General features: G+C 48.9%; 20 protein-coding genes. 8 read left to right on the top strand and 12 right to left on the bottom strand.

Annotated elements, in window-relative coordinates:
• Positions 1 to 44 precede the first annotated feature (44 nt).
• Positions 45 to 1,244 carry a maltose/maltodextrin ABC transporter substrate-binding protein MalE gene (malE, locus tag CWS43_RS17565; protein ID WP_101078380.1) on the bottom strand — a complete coding sequence of 400 codons (1,200 nt, stop codon included), beginning with the start codon at positions 1,242 to 1,244 and terminating at the stop codon, positions 45 to 47.
• Positions 1,245 to 1,610: 366 nt separating this feature from the next.
• On the opposite strand from malE, the gene malK reads away from it, so the two are divergent.
• The 8 genes from malK to gdhA all read left to right on the top strand — a co-directional run bounded on the left by malK (position 1,611) and on the right by gdhA (position 9,476).
• The gene (gene malK / locus CWS43_RS17570; RefSeq protein WP_101078381.1) at positions 1,611 to 2,720 is read left to right on the top strand and encodes a maltose/maltodextrin ABC transporter ATP-binding protein MalK; all 1,110 of its coding nucleotides are present in this window, start codon (positions 1,611 to 1,613) and stop codon (positions 2,718 to 2,720) included.
• 26 nt (positions 2,721 to 2,746) lie between these two features.
• Positions 2,747 to 4,045 carry a maltoporin gene (locus CWS43_RS17575; RefSeq protein ID WP_198555862.1) on the top strand — a complete coding sequence of 433 codons (1,299 nt, stop codon included), beginning with the start codon at positions 2,747 to 2,749 and terminating at the stop codon, positions 4,043 to 4,045.
• A gap of 224 nt (positions 4,046 to 4,269) precedes the next feature.
• The gene (gene malM / locus CWS43_RS17580) at positions 4,270 to 5,169 is read left to right on the top strand and encodes a maltose operon protein MalM (RefSeq protein WP_101078383.1); all 900 of its coding nucleotides are present in this window, start codon (positions 4,270 to 4,272) and stop codon (positions 5,167 to 5,169) included.
• 98 nt (positions 5,170 to 5,267) lie between these two features.
• Entirely contained in the window at positions 5,268 to 6,107 is an 840-nt protein-coding gene (locus tag CWS43_RS17585; RefSeq protein ID WP_101078384.1) for an AraC family transcriptional regulator, read from the top strand.
• Positions 6,108 to 6,156: 49 nt separating this feature from the next.
• Positions 6,157 to 6,594: a DUF2000 domain-containing protein gene (locus tag CWS43_RS17590; protein WP_101078385.1), complete on the top strand. Its 438-nt coding sequence runs from the start codon at positions 6,157 to 6,159 to the stop codon at positions 6,592 to 6,594.
• Positions 6,595 to 6,662: 68 nt separating this feature from the next.
• Positions 6,663 to 7,361, top strand: coding sequence for a phosphatase PAP2 family protein (locus CWS43_RS17595; RefSeq protein WP_101078386.1), 699 nt, complete (start codon positions 6,663 to 6,665; stop codon positions 7,359 to 7,361).
• Between the two features lie 175 nt (positions 7,362 to 7,536).
• Complete coding sequence (locus CWS43_RS17600; protein WP_101078387.1) at positions 7,537 to 8,022, top strand: methylated-DNA--[protein]-cysteine S-methyltransferase; 486 nt, start codon at positions 7,537 to 7,539, stop codon at positions 8,020 to 8,022.
• 110 nt (positions 8,023 to 8,132) lie between these two features.
• Positions 8,133 to 9,476, top strand: coding sequence for an NADP-specific glutamate dehydrogenase (gdhA, locus tag CWS43_RS17605; RefSeq protein ID WP_101078388.1), 1,344 nt, complete (start codon positions 8,133 to 8,135; stop codon positions 9,474 to 9,476).
• 89 nt (positions 9,477 to 9,565) lie between these two features.
• On the opposite strand, the gene CWS43_RS17610 is transcribed toward gdhA, so the two are convergent.
• The 11 genes from CWS43_RS17610 to CWS43_RS17660 form a co-directional block, all read right to left on the bottom strand.
• Positions 9,566 to 11,506: a nucleoside-diphosphate sugar epimerase/dehydratase gene (locus CWS43_RS17610; RefSeq protein WP_101078522.1), complete on the bottom strand. Its 1,941-nt coding sequence runs from the start codon at positions 11,504 to 11,506 to the stop codon at positions 9,566 to 9,568.
• Positions 11,506 to 12,366, bottom strand: a complete 861-nt coding sequence (locus CWS43_RS17615; RefSeq protein WP_198555863.1) for a glycosyltransferase family 4 protein — start codon at positions 12,364 to 12,366, stop codon at positions 11,506 to 11,508. The genes CWS43_RS17610 and CWS43_RS17615 overlap by 1 nt, the downstream gene beginning before the upstream one ends.
• A 153-nt stretch (positions 12,367 to 12,519) precedes the next feature.
• Positions 12,520 to 13,464 carry an SDR family oxidoreductase gene (locus CWS43_RS17620; protein ID WP_101078390.1) on the bottom strand — a complete coding sequence of 315 codons (945 nt, stop codon included), beginning with the start codon at positions 13,462 to 13,464 and terminating at the stop codon, positions 12,520 to 12,522.
• Positions 13,461 to 14,585 (bottom strand): glycosyltransferase family 4 protein, encoded by a 1,125-nt coding sequence (locus CWS43_RS17625; protein WP_101078391.1) that lies wholly within the window; start codon positions 14,583 to 14,585, stop codon positions 13,461 to 13,463. The genes CWS43_RS17620 and CWS43_RS17625 overlap by 4 nt, the downstream gene beginning before the upstream one ends.
• Positions 14,586 to 14,758: 173 nt before the next feature.
• Entirely contained in the window at positions 14,759 to 15,643 is an 885-nt protein-coding gene (locus CWS43_RS17630; RefSeq protein WP_101078392.1) for a GDP-mannose 4,6-dehydratase, read from the bottom strand.
• 1 nt (position 15,644) lies between these two features.
• Positions 15,645 to 16,685, bottom strand: a complete 1,041-nt coding sequence (gene gmd / locus CWS43_RS17635; RefSeq protein ID WP_101078393.1) for a GDP-mannose 4,6-dehydratase — start codon at positions 16,683 to 16,685, stop codon at positions 15,645 to 15,647.
• Between the two features lie 28 nt (positions 16,686 to 16,713).
• Entirely contained in the window at positions 16,714 to 18,999 is a 2,286-nt protein-coding gene (locus CWS43_RS17640; protein WP_101078394.1) for a glycosyltransferase, read from the bottom strand.
• Positions 18,996 to 20,012, bottom strand: a complete 1,017-nt coding sequence (locus CWS43_RS17645; protein ID WP_101078395.1) for a glycosyltransferase — start codon at positions 20,010 to 20,012, stop codon at positions 18,996 to 18,998. The genes CWS43_RS17640 and CWS43_RS17645 overlap by 4 nt, the downstream gene beginning before the upstream one ends.
• Positions 20,009 to 21,400, bottom strand: a complete 1,392-nt coding sequence (locus CWS43_RS17650; protein ID WP_101078396.1) for a glycosyltransferase family 1 protein — start codon at positions 21,398 to 21,400, stop codon at positions 20,009 to 20,011. Before CWS43_RS17650 ends, CWS43_RS17645 begins: the two co-directional genes overlap by 4 nt.
• Before the next feature lie 110 nt (positions 21,401 to 21,510).
• Entirely contained in the window at positions 21,511 to 22,467 is a 957-nt protein-coding gene (locus tag CWS43_RS17655; protein ID WP_101078397.1) for a hypothetical protein, read from the bottom strand.
• The gene (locus CWS43_RS17660; RefSeq protein ID WP_101078398.1) at positions 22,464 to 23,072 is read right to left on the bottom strand and encodes a histidine phosphatase family protein; all 609 of its coding nucleotides are present in this window, start codon (positions 23,070 to 23,072) and stop codon (positions 22,464 to 22,466) included. The genes CWS43_RS17655 and CWS43_RS17660 overlap by 4 nt, the downstream gene beginning before the upstream one ends.
• Between the last annotated feature and the right edge of the window lie 28 nt (positions 23,073 to 23,100).

Consider the following 23,100-nt stretch of genomic DNA (forward strand, 5'->3'; position numbering starts at 1 on the left):
GCGGAACCCGTGAGTTCCGCGCCGGTGTTTGCCTTGAAAAGTGCTTACTTGGTAATGCGGGTTTCAACGTCTTTCAGCGCCTGCGGCACGGTCTGGCGGCCATTGACTGCGTTAATGATTGCGCTACGTTCGGCGTACCAGAAGGCGCTCATCTGCGGAATGTTTGGCATAATTTCGCCATTTTTGGAGTTAGCCATGGTGGCGGCGATGCGCGGGTCTTTCTCCAGCTGTTCCTGATAGGTTTTCAGTGCCACGGCGCCCAGCGGTTTGTCCTTGTTGACCAGAGCCAGGCCGTCGTTGGTGATCAGATAGTTTTCCAGGAACTCTTTCGCCAGTTCTTTGTTCGGGCTGGCGGCGTTGATCCCGGCGGTCAGCACGCCGACGAACGGTTTAGACGGTTTGCCGTGGAAGGTGGGCAGCAGCGTCACGCCGTAATTGATTTTGCTCTTGTCGAGGTTTGACCACGCCCACGGACCGTCGATGGTCATGGCGGTCTGGCCTTTGTTGAACGCGGCTTCAGCAATGGAATAGTCGGTGTCGGCGTTGATGTGCTTGTTCTTCACCAGATCGATGATGAATTGCAGACCGGCCTGAGAACCTGCGTTATTTACGCCGGTGTCTTTGATGTTGTATTTGCCGTTTTCATACTTGAACGCGTAACCGCCGTCAGCGGCAATGATTGGCCAGGTGAAGTACGGTTCCTGCAAGTTCCACATGATGGCGCTCTTGCCTTTGGCGCGCAGTTCTTTGTCCAGCGCCGGGATTTCTTCCCAGGTTTTTGGCGCTTCTTTGATGATGTCTTTGTTGTAAATCAGCGACAGCGCTTCGACCGCAACCGGGTAGCCGATCAGCTTGCCGTTAAATGTCACGGCGTCCCACGTGAACGGGAACAGCTTGTCTTTGAAGGCCTGGTCGGGGCTGATTTCCGCCAGCAGGCCGGATTGTGCGTAGCCGCCGAAACGGTCATGCGCCCAGAAGATGATGTCAGGGCCGCCGCCGGTCGCTGCCACCTGCGGGTATTTTTCTTCCAGTTTGTCCGGATGTTCAACCGTGACTTTAATGCCGGTGTCTTTTTCAAACTTCTTACCGACCTCCGCCAGACCGTTATAGCCTTTGTCACCGTTGATCCAGATGACCAGCTTTCCTTCTTCTATTTTGGCAAAAGCGGAAGATGACAGCACCAGCGTAGCCAGCGCCGAGAGAGCCAGTGTTTGTTTCACAATCTTTTTCATGCTGAGGGTCATAATCCAATCCTTTTGTATTCAGTTTTTTTAACGTCAGTGACGGAAAAGACAGGGTACGACGCCAGTGTGGATTCAACCCGGCGGAGGTTCATCATCCCCCGTTCTACGCCCCCCTCCCTCAGAATGTGATCCCACCAACACTCTCAGGCGTTATGTGGTTCATTACTCAAAAATATGCTTCGTTTTTTGCCATTCAGATCACGAATTTGATTTTTGGTATGAACTTTCATCCGGTTGCAGAAAACCGTCATCCTCCCTGCTCCTCCCCCATGAAAAATTTTGTTACGGATGATTACGCTTAGCCGCCAATCCTTCACTCTTCGGTGCATTGAGTTTTCCCGCTGGCAGCAAGTACAGGAGTTCAGGATGGCGAGCGTTTCCCTTAACAGCGTGTACAAAGCCTTTGGCGAAACCGTGATTTCCAGCGATATCAACCTGGACATCGAAGAGGGCGAATTTGTGGTGTTTGTCGGGCCATCCGGCTGCGGCAAATCGACGTTGCTGCGCATGATTGCCGGCCTGGAAGACATCACGTCCGGCGAACTGAAAATTGGCGACAAACGCATGAACGAAGTACCGCCGGCAGATCGTGGGATCGGCATGGTGTTCCAGTCTTATGCGCTGTATCCGCATTTGTCCGTCGCTGAAAACATGTCATTCGGCCTGAAACTGGCCGGTGCGAAAAAAACCGAAATTAAACAGCGGGTGAATCAGGTTTCCGAAGTATTGCAGCTGGCACATCTGCTGGATCGCCGTCCGAAAGCGCTTTCCGGCGGGCAACGTCAGCGCGTGGCGATTGGCCGTACGCTGGTCGCCGAACCGACCGTTTTCCTGCTCGATGAACCGCTTTCTAACTTAGATGCCGCGCTGCGGGTGCAGATGCGTATCGAGATTTCCCGTCTTCATAAGCGACTGAAACGCACCATGATTTACGTGACTCACGATCAGGTCGAAGCGATGACGCTGGCCGATAAAATCGTGGTGCTCGATGCCGGACATATCGCCCAGGTCGGTAAGCCGCTTGAGCTGTATCACTATCCTGCTAACCGCTTTGTCGCCGGATTTATCGGCTCTCCGAAAATGAATTTCCTGCCGGTGAAAGTCACCGGTGCTGAGCCTGCGCGCGTGCAGGTCGAATTGCCCAACCGCCAGCAAGTCTGGCTGCAGGTGGAAGGTACCGACGTCCAGGTCGGCAGCAACCTTTCGCTGGGGATCCGCCCTGAACATCTTCTGCCAAGCGACGTCGCCGAAGTGACGCTTTCCGGTGAAGTGCAGGTGGTTGAGCAACTGGGTAACGAAACACAGATCCACATCCAAATTCCGGCAATTCGTCAGAACCTGGTGTACCGCCAGAACGACGTGGTGCTGGTAGAAGAAGGTGCAACATTCGCCATCGGTTTGCCGCCACACCGCTGTCATCTGTTCCGCGAGGACGGAACGGCATGTCGCCGGTTACACCCCGAACCTGGTGTTTGAAAGCACGCGATCCCCTACAGGAGAAAATGATGATTACAATGCGTAGTTCTTCCCTGGCGCTGGCAGTGGCTGCTGGCATCCTTTCTACACAAGCAATGGCGGTTGATTTTACAGGTTATGCCCGTTCGGGTATTGGCTGGACCGGCAGCGGTGGCGAGCAACAGTGTTTCAAAGCGACAGGCGCAGACAGCAAATACCGTCTCGGTAACGAATGTGAGACGTACGCAGAGTTAAAACTGGGCCAGGAAGTGTGGAAAGAAGGGGATAAAAGCTTCTACTTCGACACCAACGTGGCGTATTCCGTATCCCAACAGAACGACTGGGAGTCAACCGATCCGGCTTTCCGCGAAGCAAACGTGAAGGGTAAGAACCTGATCGAATGGCTGCCGGGCTCCACCATCTGGGCCGGTAAGCGTTTCTACCAACGTCATGACGTCCACATGATCGACTTCTACTACTGGGATATTTCCGGCCCGGGTGCAGGTCTGGAAGATATCGATCTGGGCTTCGGTAAATTGTCTCTGGCCGCAACCCGTAACACCGAAAGCGGTGGCTCTTACGGTTACATCGCCGACCAGCGTAATGAAGTGCCGACCTCCAACGACGTGTTCGACGTCCGTCTGGCCGGTCTGCAAACTAACCCGGGCGGCGTGCTGGAGCTGGGTGTGGATTACGGTCGTGCCAATGCGCGTGACGGCTACACGCTGGCTGATGATGCAACGAAAGACGGCTTCCTGCTGACGGCTGAGCACACGCAAAGCATTTACAACGGCTACAACAAATTCGTTCTGCAATATGCGTCTGATTCCATGACCGATCCGGGCCAGGGCGCGGCGAACGGCCACTCCAACGGCGCGGCAATCAACAATAACGGCAGCATGGTTCGTGTACTCGACCATGGTGCGATTGACTTCAACGACACCTGGAGCCTGATGTACGTGGCGATGTATCAGGACGTTGATCGCGACAATAACAACGGTACGACCTGGTACACCGTGGGTGTGCGTCCGATGTACAAATGGACACCAATCATGAGTACCTTGCTGGAAGTCGGATACGACAACGTGAAATCTCAGCGTACCGGCGACAAAAACGGTCAGTACAAAGTCACCCTGGCGCAACAGTGGCAGGCGGGTGACAGCATCTGGTCACGTCCTGCCATCCGTGTGTTCGCCACCTACGCGAACTGGGATGAAAAATGGGGTTATGACACCGACAGCGGCGCAAGCAATGGCTTAGCGATGAATGACACCAGCACAAGAACCTTCAGCCGCGGCAACGACGATGAAGTGACCTTCGGTGCACAAATGGAAATCTGGTGGTAAACCTCGTCATCCTTCATGCCACTGGTGCGTTGGCTGCGCATCCTCGCCCCGGTCACGTAGTTGTCTACGCTCCCGGGGACTTGGAGGCTTGCCGCCTTCCTGTGACACGAATGATTTAGAGGTTCGGCTCCTCATTGCAAAACAAAAGCAGTAAAGAAGATGTGCTGGCTGGCGGATTATCGGTGATGACCGCCAGCTTCAGGGTGATTTCAAAGGAAACAATAATGAAAAAAAATCTGCTGTCACTGTGTCTGTCGCTGAGCCTGATGGCTGCTGCCCCTGCGGTCGGGCACGCTGCGCAAAATGACGCCAATACGGCACCGGCGATTTCCAGCCAGACCTTACGCAACCTTTCATGGACGCCGCTGGTTCCGCCAGTGACGCAGGATGTCACGCTCGGAACGTCCAGCGTTCAGATTAATCAGGGTGAAATTCAGGGCGCTGTGGGCGCGTTTGCGCTGCCTGCCGATCGCGGTTCGCTTGAAATCACGCTGACCAGTATTGCCACCGGCAAAACACTTTATGCGCCGAACGTCTTAGTGCTCGATGAGCAGATGCGCCCGGCGGCGTTTTATCCTTCCAGCTATTTCCCGTACCAGAAGCCGGGCATTGTCTCCAGCGACCGTCTGGAAGGCACGCTGAAACTGACACCTGCACTGGGTCAGAAACAAATTTACCTGCTGGTTTACACCACTCGTCAGGATCTGGCGGGCACCACGCAGATGACCAACCCGGCGAAAGCCTTTGCGGCGGGCGTGGGTAACGCTGTGCCGGATATCCCGGATCCGATTGCCCGTCATACCCCGACCGGCACGCTGAGCCTGAAAGTCAGCGCCGAGCAGAAAAGTGGTAACGTGATGATTGGTCAGATCTTCCCGTCTTCCGCACCGGTTGCGGCAACGCCAGTGGTTGTCGGCAATACCCAACCTGCCGCCGCGCCAGCTGCAACGCCTGCGAAGCCAAACGAGCCGATGCTCAGCGATTCTGAAAGCTACTTCAACGACGCGATTAAGAAAGCCGTGAAAGCCGGTGACGTTGATAAGGCCCTGAAACTGCTGGATGAAGCTGAACGTCTGGGCTCGAAAACCGCCCGTAAAACCTTTATTGAAAGCGTTAAACGGTAATGTTTTCGGCTCTTCCCCTTTGCAGGGGAGGAGCCGATCGAGTTTTCTTCATATCACCTATTTGTTACTCTGCTGTTAATAAGTTCAGCGGGGTATTTATGGCGTCTGCAAACTGGGTCGATTTGTCGAAAGATAAAGACAGCGGGATCGAAACGATCCACGCCCATTTTGAAGGCCATGCTTACGATCCGCACTGGCACGACAGCTATTTAGTCGGCGTCACGCAGCAGGGGTTGCAGCAGTTCAGCTGTCGTCGTCAGAAGCATCGGAGCCTGCCGGGCAAAGTGTTTATGCTCGAACCGGGCGAAATCCATGACGGTGACGCCGTGCAGCCCGGCGGTTTCACCTATCACATGTTGTATCTTGACCCGCAATGGCTCAGCCGTGAACTGACGGCGCGGCGCGATTCCCTTTCTTCTGCCGGTGATCCGAGTTTCGAAAAAACCTTAGCGCACGATCCGCGTCTGGCGCAGGCCACATCGCTGGCGTTTCAGGCGCTGCATGGCAAAGAGCTGCGCATTGTCCGCCAGACGGCGCTCGACGGTTTGCTGAGCGCGCTGGGCGGGCATCTCACCTGGCAACCGCCGCAGCCGCAACAATTCTCGCCGTGGTCACGCATTGCGCACCGCGCGCGGGAATATCTGCATGCGCATCTGCACGAAGATATGGGTCTGGAACAGCTGGCAGCCGCCACCGGCGAAAATCGTTTTGTGGTCAGCCGCGCGTTTAAAGCTGAATTCGGATTGCCGCCGCATGCGTATTTTATTCAGCTAAAACTGACCTGTGCCCGTGACGGGCTGGCGTCAGGCCGGACACCGGCGGCGGTTGCCGCAGATTTAGGTTTTGCCGATCAGAGCCATCTCGGGCGCTGGTTCCGCCGCGCTTACCAGCTCACGCCCGCGAATTACCGGCGCTTGTGCACAAATCTTCCAGATTGAAAAAAACCGGCAGGCTAAGCTCAGGGTTCAACCAGACCGGAGCTTAATCATGAATACGCCTGCAACACTTATTTCTTCTTCGCCTGAACGCTGTGTGATCGTCATCAACCGGCAACTGGCCGCCGGACACGCCGCCAATGCCGCTGCGGTGCTGGCGCTGACGCTCGGACAACGCCACCCGTCGCTGGTGGGAGCGCCGCTGATAGATGCCGATAATCGCGAGCATCCGGGTCTGATCCCGATTGGTATCAGCGTGCTGGTTGCCGACAGCGAACAGCTCACACAACTTCATCAGCACGTGCTGAATGATGATGAAATGGACGGCATTATTTTTCCGGTGGAAGGGCAGCGAACCACGGATTACGCGGCTTTTCGTGAAGCGGTCGCTATCGTGCCGACCGGCAGTTTAGAGTTGCTGGGTATCGCGCTGGCAGGGAAAAAGAAAATCGTCAGAAAGCTGACCGGAAAACTCGGGCTGCTGGGCTGAATTTGTCATTTAACCGTCACACTTTCTCTCTATTCTCCTGATATTCAAAAAATATCAGGAGTTTCATCGTGCGTAAGTCACTTGTCGCTTTACTGCTTTTCACTCTGGGTTCGACGTTTGTTGTTCAGGCTGCCGATGAGGCTAAGCCATTCATCACCTCCGAACAGCTTGATCTGACGAAGTATTTGCCTGCACCACCGGCCGATGATTCCGCTCAGACCAAAGCCGAACTGAAAGAATTGCTGGAAATTCAGGCGACCCGTACGCCGGAACAGGAAAAAGCGGCAATCGCCGATGCTGAAGAAAATGTCTGGCGTTACGCTGATGTGATGGGCCCGGATTTTACAGCCGAAAAACTGCCAAAAACTGCTGCACTGTTTGACCGCATAGTCGCGACGGAAGACGTGGTAGACGACCATGCCAAGAAAGCGTTTAACCGCCCGCGCCCGTATATGCTGGATGAGCAGATTCATCCGCTGCTGAAAAAATCCAAATCCGGTTCATGGCCTTCCGGGCACTCCACCATCGGCTACCTGATGGCGACCGTGCTGGGTGAAATGGTGCCGGAAAAACGTAATGCGCTGTTCACCCGCGCTGCCGGTTATGCCGAAAATCGCCTGGTGGCAGGTTTCCATTACCGTTCTGATACCGTGATGAGCCGTACCGGTGCCGCGCTGATTGCGCAGAGAATTTCTGAAGAGCCTGAATTCAAAGCTGAGTTTGACGCCGCAAAATCTGAGCTGCGCGCACAGATGGGTCTGAAATAACCGCTTTTCTCCCCGGCAATATACCTACCTCTGAAGCGTTACATTCAACAATGTAACGCTTTCATTTTATGAAGATTCTCTGGAAGACATCGCGCAAATCCCTGTTTTGCCTCTTGGTCTGTTTCGCACCTTTCCGGTAAAGTGGTCTGCGCATAACAGGCTGAGGAAAGCACAAATGGAATACAGATTTAAGCGGATAGATTCACCGGTCGGATTACTCACGCTGGTGGCAAAAGGCGACAAGCTGGCGGCTATTTTGTGGGAATGTGAAATTGACGGGCGGGTGAAACTGGGCGACATGTTGGAGGATACGGCATTCCCTATTTTGCTGAAAACCGAACAACAGCTGAATGAATATTTCGCGGGCCAGCGTATGTGCTTTGAGCTGGATCTCGACTTCACCGGCACCGAATTTCAGAAAGAAGTCTGGGCTGCGCTGCTGGAAATTCCGTTTGGTGAAACCCGCAGTTACAGCGAAATCGCCTGTCGTATTGGCCGCCCGAAAGCCGTCCGCGCAGTGGGAGCTGCCAATGGCCGCAATCCGATTTCCATTGTCGCGCCGTGCCATCGCGTGATTGGTGCGTCCGGAAAACTCACTGGTTTTGCCGGCGGGCTTGAGAATAAAGCGCTATTACTGAAACTTGAAGGGCGCAAACCGTAGGTGCTTTACCAGGGGAATAAATTGCTTGATGTCCGCTTGTAAGTCGATGCATAGTCAAAAAATAAGCAGTAAATAAAAACAACATCACTTAGAAACGGAGTTTCAAATCAATGGATCAGATTCAATCTCTCGAACAGTTCTTATCCTCAGTCCAGCAACGCGACCCGCATCAGGTCGAATTTTCTCAGGCCGTTCGTGAAGTCATGACCACGCTATGGCCGTTCCTCGAACAAAACCCGCAATACCGCCGTTCCGCTTTATTAGAACGTCTGGTAGAGCCGGAACGCGTGATTCAGTTTCGCATTGCGTGGGTTGATGACAAAAATCAGGTGCAGGTAAACCGTGGCTGGCGTGTACAGTTCAGCTCAGCCATCGGCCCGTATAAAGGCGGCATGCGTTTCCATCCGTCGGTTAATTTATCGATTCTGAAATTCCTCGGTTTTGAACAGACGTTTAAAAATGCGCTGACCACGCTGCCGATGGGCGGCGGGAAGGGCGGCAGTGATTTCAATCCGAAAGGCAAAAGCGAAGGTGAAATCATGCGTTTTTGTCAGGCGCTGATGCTGGAACTTTACCGCCATCTGGGCCCGGACACTGACGTTCCCGCAGGCGATATCGGCGTCGGTGGTCGTGAAGTCGGTTATATGGCGGGGATGATGAAAAAACTCTCCAACAACACCGCGAGCGTGTTCACCGGTAAAGGCTTGTCGTTCGGCGGCAGCCTGATCCGCCCGGAAGCCACCGGTTATGGCCTGATTTACTTCACGCAATCCATGTTGCGCCGCCACGGGCTGGATTTCGAAGGCATGCGCGTGGCGGTGTCCGGCTCGGGTAACGTAGCGCAATACGCAATTGAAAAAGCCATGTCGCTGGGTGCACGCGTGATTACGGCGTCGGATTCAAACGGCACTGTGGTCGATGAAGCCGGTTTCACGCCGGAAAAACTGGCGCAGCTGACAGAAATCAAAGCCAGCCGCGATGGCCGCGTATCTGATTATGCGCAAAAACTGGGGTTAACGTATCTCGAAGGCCAGCAGCCGTGGAATGTGCCGGTAGACATCGCGCTGCCTTGCGCTACTCAGAACGAGCTGGGCGTGGAAGCGGCCCGAGTGCTTATCGCCAATGGCGTAAAAGCCGTAGCGGAAGGCGCGAATATGCCGACCACCATCGAAGCGACTGATCTGTTCGTTGAAGCGGGCGTATTGTTCGCGCCGGGCAAAGCGGCTAATGCCGGTGGTGTGGCGACGTCCGGGCTGGAGATGGCACAGAACGCCGCGCGTCTGAGCTGGAAAGCCGAAGAAGTGGACGCACGCTTACGCCACATCATGCTCGATATTCACCAGTCGTGTGTGGAGTACGGCGGTGAAGGCAAGCAGACGCAGTATGTACGCGGTGCCAATATCGCTGGTTTCGTGAAAGTTGCTGATGCGATGCTGGCGCAGGGTGTGCTGTAAACGCGAGTGCTGATTGCACAAACAAAAAAGCCACCTGTACAGGTGGCTTTTAAAAATATGTCAGCAACAGGGCTGGCAGGATAAGTGATTTATTCGTGGTGCTGCAGCCTTTTCTGGGCCGGAGATCTGGATGCCCAAACAAGATCACAAATTTCATCTTTAGGGACAAATAATAACGGAAGCTCCATCAGTAATTCACGTATTTTTTCGTGCTGAAAGAGGTGGCACGCATTATCCAGTTCCCGAAGTTTTTGCTCCAGCAATACCCACGGCATATCCAGTTCGGTTGCTTTTAGAATACGCGGATGAGGGGTATCACTGACATCGCCACCGATAAGCAACTCTTCATAAAGCTTTTCGCCAGGCCTTAATCCCGTCACTTTGATCTCAATATCCCCCTCCGGATGGTCTTTATCACGAACCGCAAGGCCACTTAGCCGAATCATTCGTTTTGCAAGATCCATAATTTTCACCGGATTTCCCATATCCAGTACAAATACGTCACCACCTTCACCCATTGCACCAGCCTGAATGACCAGTTGCGCGGCTTCGGGTATCGTCATGAAATACCGGATAATATCCTGATGGGTAACAGTTACCGGGCCTCCACGACGGATCTGTTCCCTGAATAATGGAACAACAGAACCTGAAGAACCCAGCACATTCCCGAAACGAACCATGCAAAATTTGGTTTCATGGTTTTCTTTTGCCAGAGCCTGCAAAATTAACTCCGCCAGACGTTTGGATGCACCCATCGTGTTTGTCGGGCGCACTGATTTGTCGGTCGAAATTAAAACAAAAGTACTTACCCTGGCTTCAAGTGCCGCTTGTGCGCAATACCATGTACCGAATACGTTGTTTCTCACGCCCTCGACAACGTTGTACTCAACCAGAGGGACATGTTTATAGGCCGCAGCATGGTAAACAGTTTCAACCGCAAACTGTTTCATTATCGTGACTAGTCTGCTTTTACGCTGAACGGATCCCAGCAGAGGGATGATCTCTACCTCGCTTTCCAGCTCGGTCAGAGCCGAATGGATGGTATAAAGGCCAAATTCGGAGAGCTCAAAAAGAACCAGGCGAGCAGGGCGGCAGGCAATAATTTGACGGCATAATTCTGAACCGATTGAGCCGCCAGCCCCTGTTACCATCACGCATTTTCCGCGAATGTCGGCGTTCATCAATTCGTCAAAAGGTTCTACTGGCACTCGCCCAAGCAGGTCTTCAATTGATACATATCTCAACTCACTGATCGTGGCGAACCCATTAACAAGATCAGACATTCCTGGAATGGACAGAATCTCACACGGGAAAGCTTCAAGAGATTGCAGGACATCCTGACGCCTTGAGCGGGAAATACTGGGCATTGCCAGCAAAATCTTCTCGGCATGATGCCGGGTCAGCAAATGGGCGATATTTGAAGGAGGATGAACCGATGCTCCCTGAAGCTGATAGCCATGAGTTGCAGGGTCATCGTCAACAAAAGCAACAGGGTAAAACTCATTCCCTTGCAGTAAAGCCATTTGCAATTGACGCCCTGCGGCGCCCGCGCCGTAGATAATGACAGGGGTGCGCACCACGCGGGTAATGTTGAGGAGGGCACGGAAAAAAAGACGAACGCCCCCTACAAACAGGACCATGAAAGCGAAGTAGATGATCGTTACCGTACGGGGAAGAAAAATGCTGAAGTAAAAAGCGCTCATCACTAAGAAAAGAGTGGAAGCCCCGGTTCCTAAAGCAATCGTCCAGAGTACGCGGAAACTGACAAAACGTAATACCGCCCGGTAGAGGCCAAGTCGCGCAAAAACAAAAACACTAAACAAGCACAACGCCAGCAACAATACCCAATGCTTAATACTGGTGATTGGAAACGCATTATCTAATCTGACCCAGTACCCGCCCCAAAAAGCGAGAGCAATCATCAGGATGTCTGCTATTACTGAAATGAAGCGCTTGCCAAAACGTGACATGGAACCGAGCAATTCCAATAGATGAAAACACACAAGGGCCGGGACTGATTTTTTATTCATCATATTCTTCCCGCGTTCAATCGCTTAGCCATAACACATAAGGGGGCATATGCTATCACTAATGCCACTATGCCATAGCATCGGCCGGAGAAGACCAGCCAGGCCATCGGCATGAGCCATATCAAGGTAATGCCGGCTACGCTGGCCGTGACTTTGCCGTGTCCCCAACGCAGCGCTGCCTGCTGATAAGCATGAGATCTATGCGCTTCACTCAAACGATTACCTTGCCTCCATCTTGTCAGTAATGTCCAGGTTGCATCGACAACGAAAACGCCCAGCAATATCAACCATGCCCATAAGCGTTCAGGATCCTTCATCGCATCAACGAGCATCATAGTGCCCATTGCCAGCCCCAGGAATCCGCTGCATCCGTCGCCCATGAAGATTTTAGCCGGAGGGCGATTCCAGAAGAAAAAGCCCAGACATGATGCGGATAATATCAGCGAGATATAGCTGACTGCGGAACTATCTCCTTCAATCCAGTGTAAAACTGAAATGGCGATGCCAACGATTATCGCTTCACCTGATGCCAGGCCGTCGATCCCATCCATAAAATTGTAGAGGTTGATGAACCATACCAACCCGATAGCCAATAAGCCCCAGATCCACCAGGCCGGCGGAATAATCCAGCCCGCCAGAGACAAAGCAGGCACATTACCTATACCCAGCAATACCAGCGCGGCAGATAAGAATTGAACGCTCAGCCTGAGGCGGGGAGACAACGAACGATGATCATCTATAAAGCCAACAGCGGCAATCAGTAAAAGAGCCAGCGTTATCCAAAGCCAGATTGACGAAAAGCCAATAACGGTGCCACAAAACCCCGTGAGAGCAATCAAAAAAGAGATCACGACAGCCATCCCGCCACCCCTTGGGGTGGGAACGCTATGCGAGCTGCGTGCGTTGGGGATATCCATAACATGGTGACGAATAGCGTACTGACGAAATACTGCGGTCAATAACCAGGATAACAATACACTTATCAACAATATAGAAAGGAGCATGCGGAAGAATTATCCATTATTAAACATTTTTTTAAGAGCTTCACGAGTCTTAAATGGCGGATGCCATCCCAGCAAGGTATTTGCTTTGTGGGTATCCAGTTCCAGGGATCCGACCAGACGATCTATTGCATGCCTTTTGCCTGCTATTGACGCAATTCCTTTCAGCAAAGGGATAGGGAATGGGAATAGCAAAGCAGGTTTACCCTTCGCCTCTGCAATCATTCGGATCAGCTCCGATGTTGATACTGCCGGTGCATCAGCAATCATAAAGACCTCATCTGCAGCTGCCGGATGAGTTATCACTGTTAAAATGAAATCGCACAGATTGTCCAGGGACAATAAACTACGCCGATTATCTACAGTAGCAAATGGCAACGGAACGCCAAGTGTAATAATTTTCATGAGTAGTGCGAAATTTGCTTTAACTTCAGGTCCGTAAACCAAGGGCAAACGGAGAATAACGACTTCCATCCCCGTTTTGGCGGAAATTTCGAGTAAGCCCGATTCAGCTTCGTATTTTGAAAGACCGTAAGGATCCTGCGGAGGTGAGTGAATTTCCTCCCTGAAGGGGTTTCCTTTCGTTGTTTGTTCGCCATTAACTTTGCATGAACTCAAAAAAACAAAGCGTGAAACCCCGGCCCGCGCAGCCTGTTCTGCCAGAGCTAAGGTTCCCGCCGTATTCACTTTTCTAAATTCTGATAATGGGTCTGAAGCGCTATCCTGCATCTGATGCACGCGTGCAGAACAATGGATAACGTAATTAACCCCTTGCAAACCTTCAGACCAGTCAGCTATTTCGTCAAGATCAGGGCTTTGCCAGGCTGTCGGATCAGCGCATTTTTGGCGTATTGCCCGGCGAACCTTCATGCCGGCGGCTTCAATGCTGCTGGCGACGGCATTCCCTATAAAACCATTTGCGCCGGTCACTAAGACTGATTCTGTGCTCAGGCTCATTTCGGTTGATGCTCCGCTATCACTTTTTGATAAAGCGACATGTAACTTTCAACCATGCGATCTGCTGTGAACATTTGGTCAAAGCGGCTTTTTGCATTTTCTCCCATTTGCAAAGCTTTAGCAGGATCTGTCCAGAGGCTAACAAGTGCCGCGCGCAGAGAGACAGGATCGGTAGGTTTAACCACGAGTCCGGTTTGTTCATGCAGGTTGATGAACGTTGTGCCAGTCCCTATTTCACAGGAAATCATGGGTTTTCCATACATCGCGGCCTCAAGGAGAGTCATGCCAAAAGCTTCTGAACGAAGATGCGACGGAAAGACCACTGAATAGCAAAGTTCAAGCAATGCGCACTTATCTTCGTCAGATACAGCGCCCACGAAATGTATGTTTTTTAATTTTAAACGCGCAGCCTGAGCTTTTAATTCCTGTTCACAAGGCCCTTCACCAATAATGACCAGCGGATAATCCAGCCCGGCAATTGCATCCAGAAGATAGGAGATCCCTTTATAATATCGCAGGAAACCAATGAATAAGAAGAAACGCCCCTGGAGTAACGCCCGCCATTTATCTGTCACCTCGGCAGGCGCCTCAGGATAAGATGAACCGTCGAGACCAAAAGGAATGACTTCTACGGGATTTTTTAAGGTATTTAAGACTGGGCTGGTCTGGACATAGTTTGGTGACGATGCAACGACAGCATCAACATCATTTAGAAAGCGTCTCATAAGGGGCTGATAAAGCCGCAGTAAATGCTTCTGCTTCACAATATCAGAATGATACGTCACCACGGCAGGCTTATCAGGCCGCACGATAAAATGCACCAAATCCATATAAGGCCAGGGAAAGTGGTAATGTATTACATCGGCTTTTTCTGCCAAACGACGGAAATCGCGAAACGCGGATAAAGAGAAACCCGTTGAGGCGATGTACAGGTCCTGCTTTGATGTATGGACATTATGGTTGCCGATCTTACCATCATGTGATGTCTTCTCGTGAGTGAGTGAAAGTACATCCACCTCAGCACCATTGCGACATGCCCCTTCAGCCAACTGATAAATAACCTGCTGAACGCCACCAAAAGCAACAGGGTAGTAGGTTTTAAAAAAATGAAGAATACGCATTAGTAACCCATGACCCCTTATGAGATTGAAACAGAAATCCTTCACTCTCCTTCGAAATCAGATTTTTTTATGAATAATCCAGCTGCGTTTTTTCATTAAAGAAAATTCTTTTTCCGAAGGAATGAGTAAAGCTGTCAGCCTACAGAGATGATAAAAAAATCTGTATGCTGTTTTTATGCTGAGTACATCCACCGTAATGTTTCTTCCAGTGGAATGGGTTTCCAGGCGGGAATGACTGAGGACAGGCGCTCAGCGCTGCCTGTTAAAATTTTAACTTCATTAGCACGAACAAATGCAGGGTTAACACTCAGCTCAATTTGGTATCCAGCCAGGTTTTCCAAAGCTGAAACAACTTCTCTTAGTGAGGTGCCAACGCCGGAGCAAACATTAAAAGTCTCCCCAACCGGGCGTACTTTTAAGAGATTTGCATAAGCGCTGCACACAGAGCGCACATTGTTAAAATCACGCCACACATCAAGATTGCCTAACTCAATGCGTTTTTCTTTCCGGCGAAAGTGGGAGACTATCTTAGGAATCAAAAAGTTTTCACTTTGACCCACGCCGGTATAGTTGAACGGGCGTGCAATCACAATGGGCAATTTATCCATCCACAACCGCGCCATGTGCTCCATCGCTAATTTGCTTACGGCATAATCGTTAGCGGGGTCTGGCAGGCTATCCTCGGTCAGGATCCCTTCGGTGCGGTTACCGTAAATGTTGGCACTGCTGGCGAGCAGAACACAATCAAGATTGTCGGCTACGTCAGACAGGGCTGCCAACAGATTCCGGGTGCCCATGAGATTTACGCGGTAAAAATCATCCGCATTACCATGTGCAACAAAGGCAATCGCGGCGAGATGTACAACCACATTGGGCCTAATCGCCTTTATTGCCTGCCGGACGGCCTCAGGATCGCAGAGATCGACTTGACGATCTCCGGCAGCTATTGCTGCCGGGATCTCAAGACCATGTACTTCATAACCGGCGTCGGCCAGTTCCCGGGCCATATATTGGCCAGTGAAACCGTTTAAGCCGGTGATCAGCGCACGTTGTGTCATATTAGAATGAGAATCCTGCTTCGTTGCGACGCATATCTTCTTCAACCATCATTTGGCACAGTTGTTCTAGCGTAGTTTGTGGTTCCCAACCTAATTTTTCTTTCGCTTTAGCAGGGTCACCAATCAGGAGTTCAACCTCTGCAGGGCGGTAGAATTTAGGGCTGATACGAACAACGGTTTTGCCCGTCGCAACGTCAACGGCAATTTCTTCTTCTGCATGACCACTGAACTCAACGTTAATGCCAGCGGCTTTAAAGGACATAAGCACGAAATCACGCACAGTTTCAGTACGGTTGGTGGCCAGTACGTAGGAATCTGGTTCATCTGCTTGCAGCATACGCCACATGCCTTCCACATACTCTTTGGCAAAACCCCAGTCACGCTTAGCGTCCAGGTTACCCAGTTCCAGAACATCCAGCTTGCCCAGTTTAATTTTGGCAACGGAGTCAGTGATTTTGCGCGTAACAAATTCGCGACCACGCAGTGGTGATTCGTGGTTGAAAAGTATCCCGCTGCAGGCAAAGATATCGTAGCTTTCACGATAGTTGATTGTCATCCAGTGAGCGTACAGCTTTGCCACACCGTATGGGCTGCGCGGATAGAATGGTGTTGATTCGGACTGTGGAATCGCCTGCACTTTACCAAACATCTCAGAGGTTGATGCCTGATAAAAGCGGATCTTAGGATTCACAATGCGGATTGCTTCCAGCAAATTCAGAGGGCCAATACCTGTAATTTCGGCTGTTGTGACGGGCTGTTCAAATGACACGCCAACGAAACTCTGCGCTGCGAGGTTATAAACTTCTGTTGCCCCGCTATTTTGAAGCAGACGAATACTGGAAGAAAGATCAGTCAGATCATATTCCACCAAATGCAGGTTGGAATGATTTTCGATCCCCAATTCTTCGATACGCCAGAAATTTACAGAGCTGGTACGACGGTATGTACCATAAACTGTATACCCTTTGCTCAGCAAAAGTTCCGCCAAATAGGCACCATCTTGACCAGTAATTCCTGTAATAACGGCAGATTTAGTATTCATTAATGAAAAACCTTTTAAAAATCAAAACTCAAGAAAAGTTATTTTGAACAAAAATACCTTGCAGCATGCCTTCAAGGCGCTGAGCAAGTCTGGAATAGCGGTGCTGATCCCGCCAGCTATCGGCCAAAGTTTGTCTCTCGACAAACGCTGAGCTATTCGTATTGATATCATCAAGCGCCTGACTGATTGTATAAGCTAATGTTGATGGATTATTGTCCTTAGTTCTCCAAACTGTATCGCCAAATTCATCAAAGATCGGTATATCCGTCACCAGTGTAGGTTTGCCACAAGCAAAACCGTAACGGACAGCCGCACTGGCTGATTCCGAGGTTGGGCTATAGGCAAAAATAACAAGATCTGAGCCATTTAGAAGGGCCAGACTTTCTTCATCAGGAAGGAAACGGGTTTCTAACATAACTTGGTTTTCTAAACCAAGTTCTTTTATCTGAAGTTGAAGTTTTTTAACCAATGCAGATGAAGAATCATGGGGATATTCTGCATTTACCATTCTTAAATTGACCGAAATTCCATCTCGTTTAAGCAGGCTAACGGCGTCAACAACTTGTTCCAGCCCTTTATGTGGGAGGCAAAAGCCATATGTTGCAATGGTTAGCTGGGCATTTTTAGCAACACTTGGTTCTACACTGCCCTTTGGATCTAAAATCCCCAGAGGGAAGAGGACGAGATTTTCTGTGATCCCCAACGCTTTCAGGCGATTCATATCTGCACAAGAATGCATTAGCAGACGATCAGCCAGCACCAGTCCTTCACTGTAGTTTGACAATTTTTTATGAGGAGCCTGCGGAGGATCAAGGGTTGCATGCATATCAATGATGACCATGCGTCCTGCTTCTTTTTGCTCTTTTATAAATTTGTTCAAATGATCATGATGGAAGAAACCGAAATTAAACTGAATTACTACGACATCTATTTCTTTCGCATCGATGGCAAGAGTCAAATCAGATAAGTTGTCATCATCCCCTGCATCCCAGCAGCGAAGATAATTTTCAGAAACAGAAGACACCAGATCGTTGGCTCGGGAAGCAAAAATGAATGGTTCCTGTTCAAAACCTGCTGTCAAATGTTCGGAATAGGCAGCAATACCACATTTTGCATTCCATGTGCTTACCCAGGCCACTCTTGCCTTTCTGACTGGTTCAGCGGTGTTTATCTTTTGGTAAAAATCAATTAATCGTTGTGCAACGCCTTCCCATGTGAATTGCTCCATCAGCAAAGCCCGGCCATTGGACGCCATAGTTCGCCTGACTTCAACAGAAGACTGAAACGCAGATTTCATTGCCTCGCTCAGGCCGTCAACGTCTACGACAGCCCAGGCTGATGGCAAAAGTTTAAAATGAGTATTAGCTTGCTCAAACCGATAATTCACAAGCCAGGAATTTTGCTCGTTGCAAAAATCCAACTGTCCCGACCAGCCTGTTGTAATGACAGGTATACCTGAAAGCATTGCTTCCGCTAATGGAACGCCAAAACCTTCTGCACAACTCGGAGCAACAAGTACATGGCAGTTTTGGTACAGCGCTTTCAGGTCAGGATCATCCAGTTCGTCTTCGATTAAAATAACCTGAGGATAATTTGGGTATTGCTCACGCACTTGTGCCAGTTGTTTATGGACTTCATTATGAGGATTTGGGAATGTTTTTATTACTAAACAAACATCGTCATCACGCGTGAATGATTTTCCAAAAGCTTCCAATAATTCATTAGGTCCTTTTCTTGGGAAAAACGACGAGACATGCAAGAACCGGAAAGAACGAGTTTCCAGTTTATCCAAAGGCGATGACGCGCTTGGTATTATTCTTTCCCAATGATCTACACCACAACCGGAAACAACGGTTGGGATAGATATTCCGTTATCAATCATTGTCTTCATCACATGCTGTGATAAGCATGTCAGACCACTCAGGTGCTTGTTAAAATTTTGCACCCATTCCAGAGGAAATGCAGTTTCTTCCCATGCATACGAGTGAAGCAGGTTACATTTGAAACCCATATCTTCAACGCGGGGTGGGTAAAGATTTCTGCTGGCCACAGAGACATCAGCATTATCAACGAGCTTAGATCTTGCATTTAGCTCAGCTAAGTCGGAATTCGCTTCCAGATATGTGGCGGAAGGCTCAAAATCACCAGGCCCTTCAGTTGAGTGTAGTAAAACATCAACGCCCAGCTTGCTTAATGCGCGTGCAATTTCGCGATTGAGCAAAGCCAGGCTGTAAGTGCTGTCAAAAGGACCTTCGATTCGCCAAATGATATTGTCACCTGGCAATGAATTATTACGGTCATGATTGTAAATCAATTTCTCACCCTTAAATCCGTACCGATTAACCCAGAATAGGTATCAACCAGCTTTTCTACTACAACATCCCAACGATACAGCTCTCTAATACGAAGAGAAAGGTCGTCATTCTTGCTTCTGGCTAAAGTTTTCTCAATTCCCTCGCTCATTGAAGCAGTATCATAGGGGTTAACGTAATCAGCATAATCTTGAAAATACTCAGTCGTAGAGCCTAAATCGGTTGTCAGGATTTTTGCTCCCGCAGCACCAGCTTCCAGACTGGCTATGCTTGGCGTTTCACGCAAACTAGGCATGGCAAAAAAATCACAGCCAGCTATGGCAGAACGTAAAAGTTCAGAGCCAGGAGGCAAGGGATCAATTAAACGAAATTGCTCTCCACCTTCTTCCTTGCAAGCATTCAAATACCAAAGCTCTCTGACGCCACCAATGGTAATAAGCTGGAGATCGGGGAAATCTTTAAGGGCCTTTAAAAACGCAAATTGGTTCTTGCGTGGCTCAACGTTGCCGATATTGAGAATGAAAGGTCCGTTAATATTGTATTTCTTACGAAATAACTCAGGATCTACGGGAGTGAAGAAAGAATCTTGCACGGCGTTATGTATTACCGCTATTCGGGAAGAGTCAATATGGCATAATCTGACCAACGCTTCTTCTTCAATGACAGAGTTCACAACTATCTTATTTGCTAACCATAGTATAGCGTTAACATCATCATAGACCCCGGAGCTCTTCCAGTTTTCTGGTTCAGGCCAAAAGTTAGGGCTTATTAATAATGGTATCCCATGCTTTGCCTTCATGACATTCAGAAAATCTAAGCTTGAAGGCATACATGAAAAATAATGCATCAGCTGCGTATCATTAAGTTTGGGATGCCATTGATCAAACAATTCTATATTCAGAGATGGCCATTTATTCTGGCCGCGTAAAATAGCTTCCCGATAGAAATGCAACTGCTGTTCGCCACCGCCAGGGACAGCAAAAGCCGATGGATATGTATTTAAGCAAATATTCATGCAGAAGCTCCGACATTATTCATGAAACAAGACTTGAACTCATCGAGGTCAGAATCACCCGGTATTGAATCGAGCCCAAGAGCATCCATTTTCGCTAATAATTCATCCACAGAGGGCAACGTTTCCTTTCTTACAGTCGTAGTCCCCGCTTTTCTATTGTTAACGACCACTTGCTCGATAGCATCAGTTGCAATGAAGGCACTTGTCGACCATGAGAATTTTTTGCTTTGTATTTCGGCATGCTTTTGAAGCCGAAGCCTGAATTCTTTATTCGTTAACGCGAGTATTATTTTATCTTTAATATCATCAGGTTGATAAGGGTTGAATAGAGCGTCATTTAAACCGTGCGCCTCAGGAATACTTGAGCAATCTGAAGCAATAACAACAGCTCCGCATGACATAGCTTCCAGCACTGGCAGGCCAAATCCTTCCTGTAAGGAAGGGAAAATATATGCTCTACATCCGCGGTAAAGGTCAGCGAGATCGGCATCTGAGACATAATCAGTTAAGATTAATTCTGACTCGTTAATTCCAAGCGTACCCGCTTTCCAAATAAGACCCTCACGGTGCCCTGGTGGAAGCTTACTGGCAATAACCAAATTGTATTTTCTACGAAGGTCCGTCGGTAATAATGAATATGCTTCAAGAAGTCGGTCAACATTCTTACGAGGATCGAACCCCCCTGGCGCATAAAGAAGGAAATCAGTTTTTATATTGTATTTCTGTAATGTTTTCTCGACGCCAAGTGAGTTTTTCAAACTTTCTGAAAAGTCATCATTAACGGCTGACGACATATTAATAATGGATGATTCTGGCCGTTTCAGATACTTTTGAGCTTCATCTTTTGTAAAATCTGAGATTGTTAATAGCAAATCTGCACGATGCACACTATCAAGCTTGAACATATAATAATCCCGGAAATTCTCATCAGCGAGATATATCTCTGACATTGAAAGTGGAATCAAATCATAATGCGTCAGCGCTGTAGGGATGTGGGTATCAAGTAAACCGACAGATGCTACTAAATCATCTTCCCATCCGTCTGCTAAAAGCGTTGATACGTGAATTATATCAGGCTCCAGGGATGCTAAGGCATGCTCTCTCAGCATTCGTGAGGCCATCTGACGCCAAAGATTCTTGGGGTTATTTGCCGCACAATGGGTAATAACGGAAAACTCAAAAAAAGTCACTCCAGGCACAGATGCTTCAAATTCAGCTTTGACTTCCTGCGCTTCGTTTGGAAAAGCAGAGCTTAATGCTACGATAACCTCATGGTTTCGAACCAATAATTCTTTGGCCAGGGATTTTCCTAAGGACATTGAATATCGACCTATACCTCTAAAACGACTTGCAGACTGACAAGCTTGCAGGTCAAGGACTACGCGCATATTGTTCCGCCTTAATGCTGGTTGATGTGCCAATTCAGATTTGAATAATTTTTTTTAAATAGAAATAGATGAAAGCTTAATCTAAATATTAAGATATTAATAAATATTAATCACATGGACTGTAAATAATGAACTAATGGAGAAATCGCATCAAACATGTTCACAAAGTTATTCCGAGGGACTGCATCTTGACTTTTATTTTGTTGTAATAGGTGAACTGCCGCATTTTGTATTTCTTTATCGTTATAAGGATCCACTTGTGTGCAATAAGGTCCCAGCATTTCTTCAGTCCAGTCAGATTTAGAAAGTAGTAACTTAGTGCCTATGGCTGCTGATTCAATTGCAGAAGTACCCGGGAAGTCAAAAGGAAGTTCGACGACCATTTTGCTGTGAGCTAATGCTGACAGGTGTTGCTCGGAGCCGAAAGGAATTGCGGGTATAAATTTGATATTACTTCCAGCCTGACGTTTGCATTCATCTGCATAGCTCTGATCCCGGATCCCACCGGAAATAATGAGATCCATCTCCAGTTCATTGAATACTCGCACAGCCGCTAGCTGATTTTTTTGAGGTTCAATAATACCTGTCCATATTGCGTATGAATCTAAGCCGTAAGATTCTCTGAAAACATCGGTGACATCTTTTCGAAAGAATTTAGGTGAAATTAGTGGAGATACCCGGATTATATCTTTTCCATCGAGATCAAGATAATGACGGAAATGATCTTCTTCTGCTTTTGAACGAAAAACAACGGCATGAAAATAGCCCAGTAAAAATTTTAACTGTTGAATGCTTTCAGGCGAAGGAGGTTCCACAAACCAGAGATTTGGCCAAAGTATTAGTCTGAGTCCATTTTCGGCGGCAGAGGCAATAACGTGTTCAGAACCGCCAGCCATTGAGAAATGTATCGCAGACTGGTATGCATTTATTGAACGAGATGTTGGCCCGTAAATATCGGAGATCATTCCTGAGCGATTTAGTGCTTCGTTAAGCAAATGTATTTCTCGCTCTCCGCCGCCATCATGCATAAATGCACCCGGGAAAGTGGTTAAGAGTACCCGGTTCAATTGCGCTCTCCTTCTGTCCCTTTCAATTTAATGTGCTCAAAACGAATGACTTTGTTATCGCTTTTCTCAAAGTAAAGACAATCACAATTACCAATAGGAAAATCTGGGTAATCAGCGAGTTCCAGGTGCATTAAATTGAGATAAATTGAACGCAGAGTCCCTTCGTGCCCGACGATTAATATTTTATCGCTATCAGACCAGTACGTTGCACGAGTATTATACCATTCTGAAATGCGAGTAACCATTTCCCGAAACGTTTCGCCACCGGGATATCGTAAATCAGGTGACAGCCACGGTTGACGGTAACGCTCATCACGCGACCAAAGTTCTGGCAGGGTTATATGGCTTACGTCACCTGTATTCAGCTCTTTGACCTGATCTTCGATGTTAACGATCACCGGGCTCTTCAATTCAGCAATAGTATTGATTGCACGGGAAAGCGGTGAAGAATAAATACGAGTAAATGGAATCTTCCTGAGTTCCTGACAAACCCTTGAAGCTTGTTCTATTCCTTTACCTGATAAAGCATAATCGGATGAGCCACAAACGAGTTTTTTTTCGTTCGCAAGACTCGTGCCGTGTCTCAATAAATAAATTTCCATCATTCAACTCGAAGATAATATGTGAGTAGAA

This window comes from Rahnella sp. AA (assembly GCF_002834385.1).
Classification (GTDB): domain Bacteria; phylum Pseudomonadota; class Gammaproteobacteria; order Enterobacterales; family Enterobacteriaceae; genus Rahnella.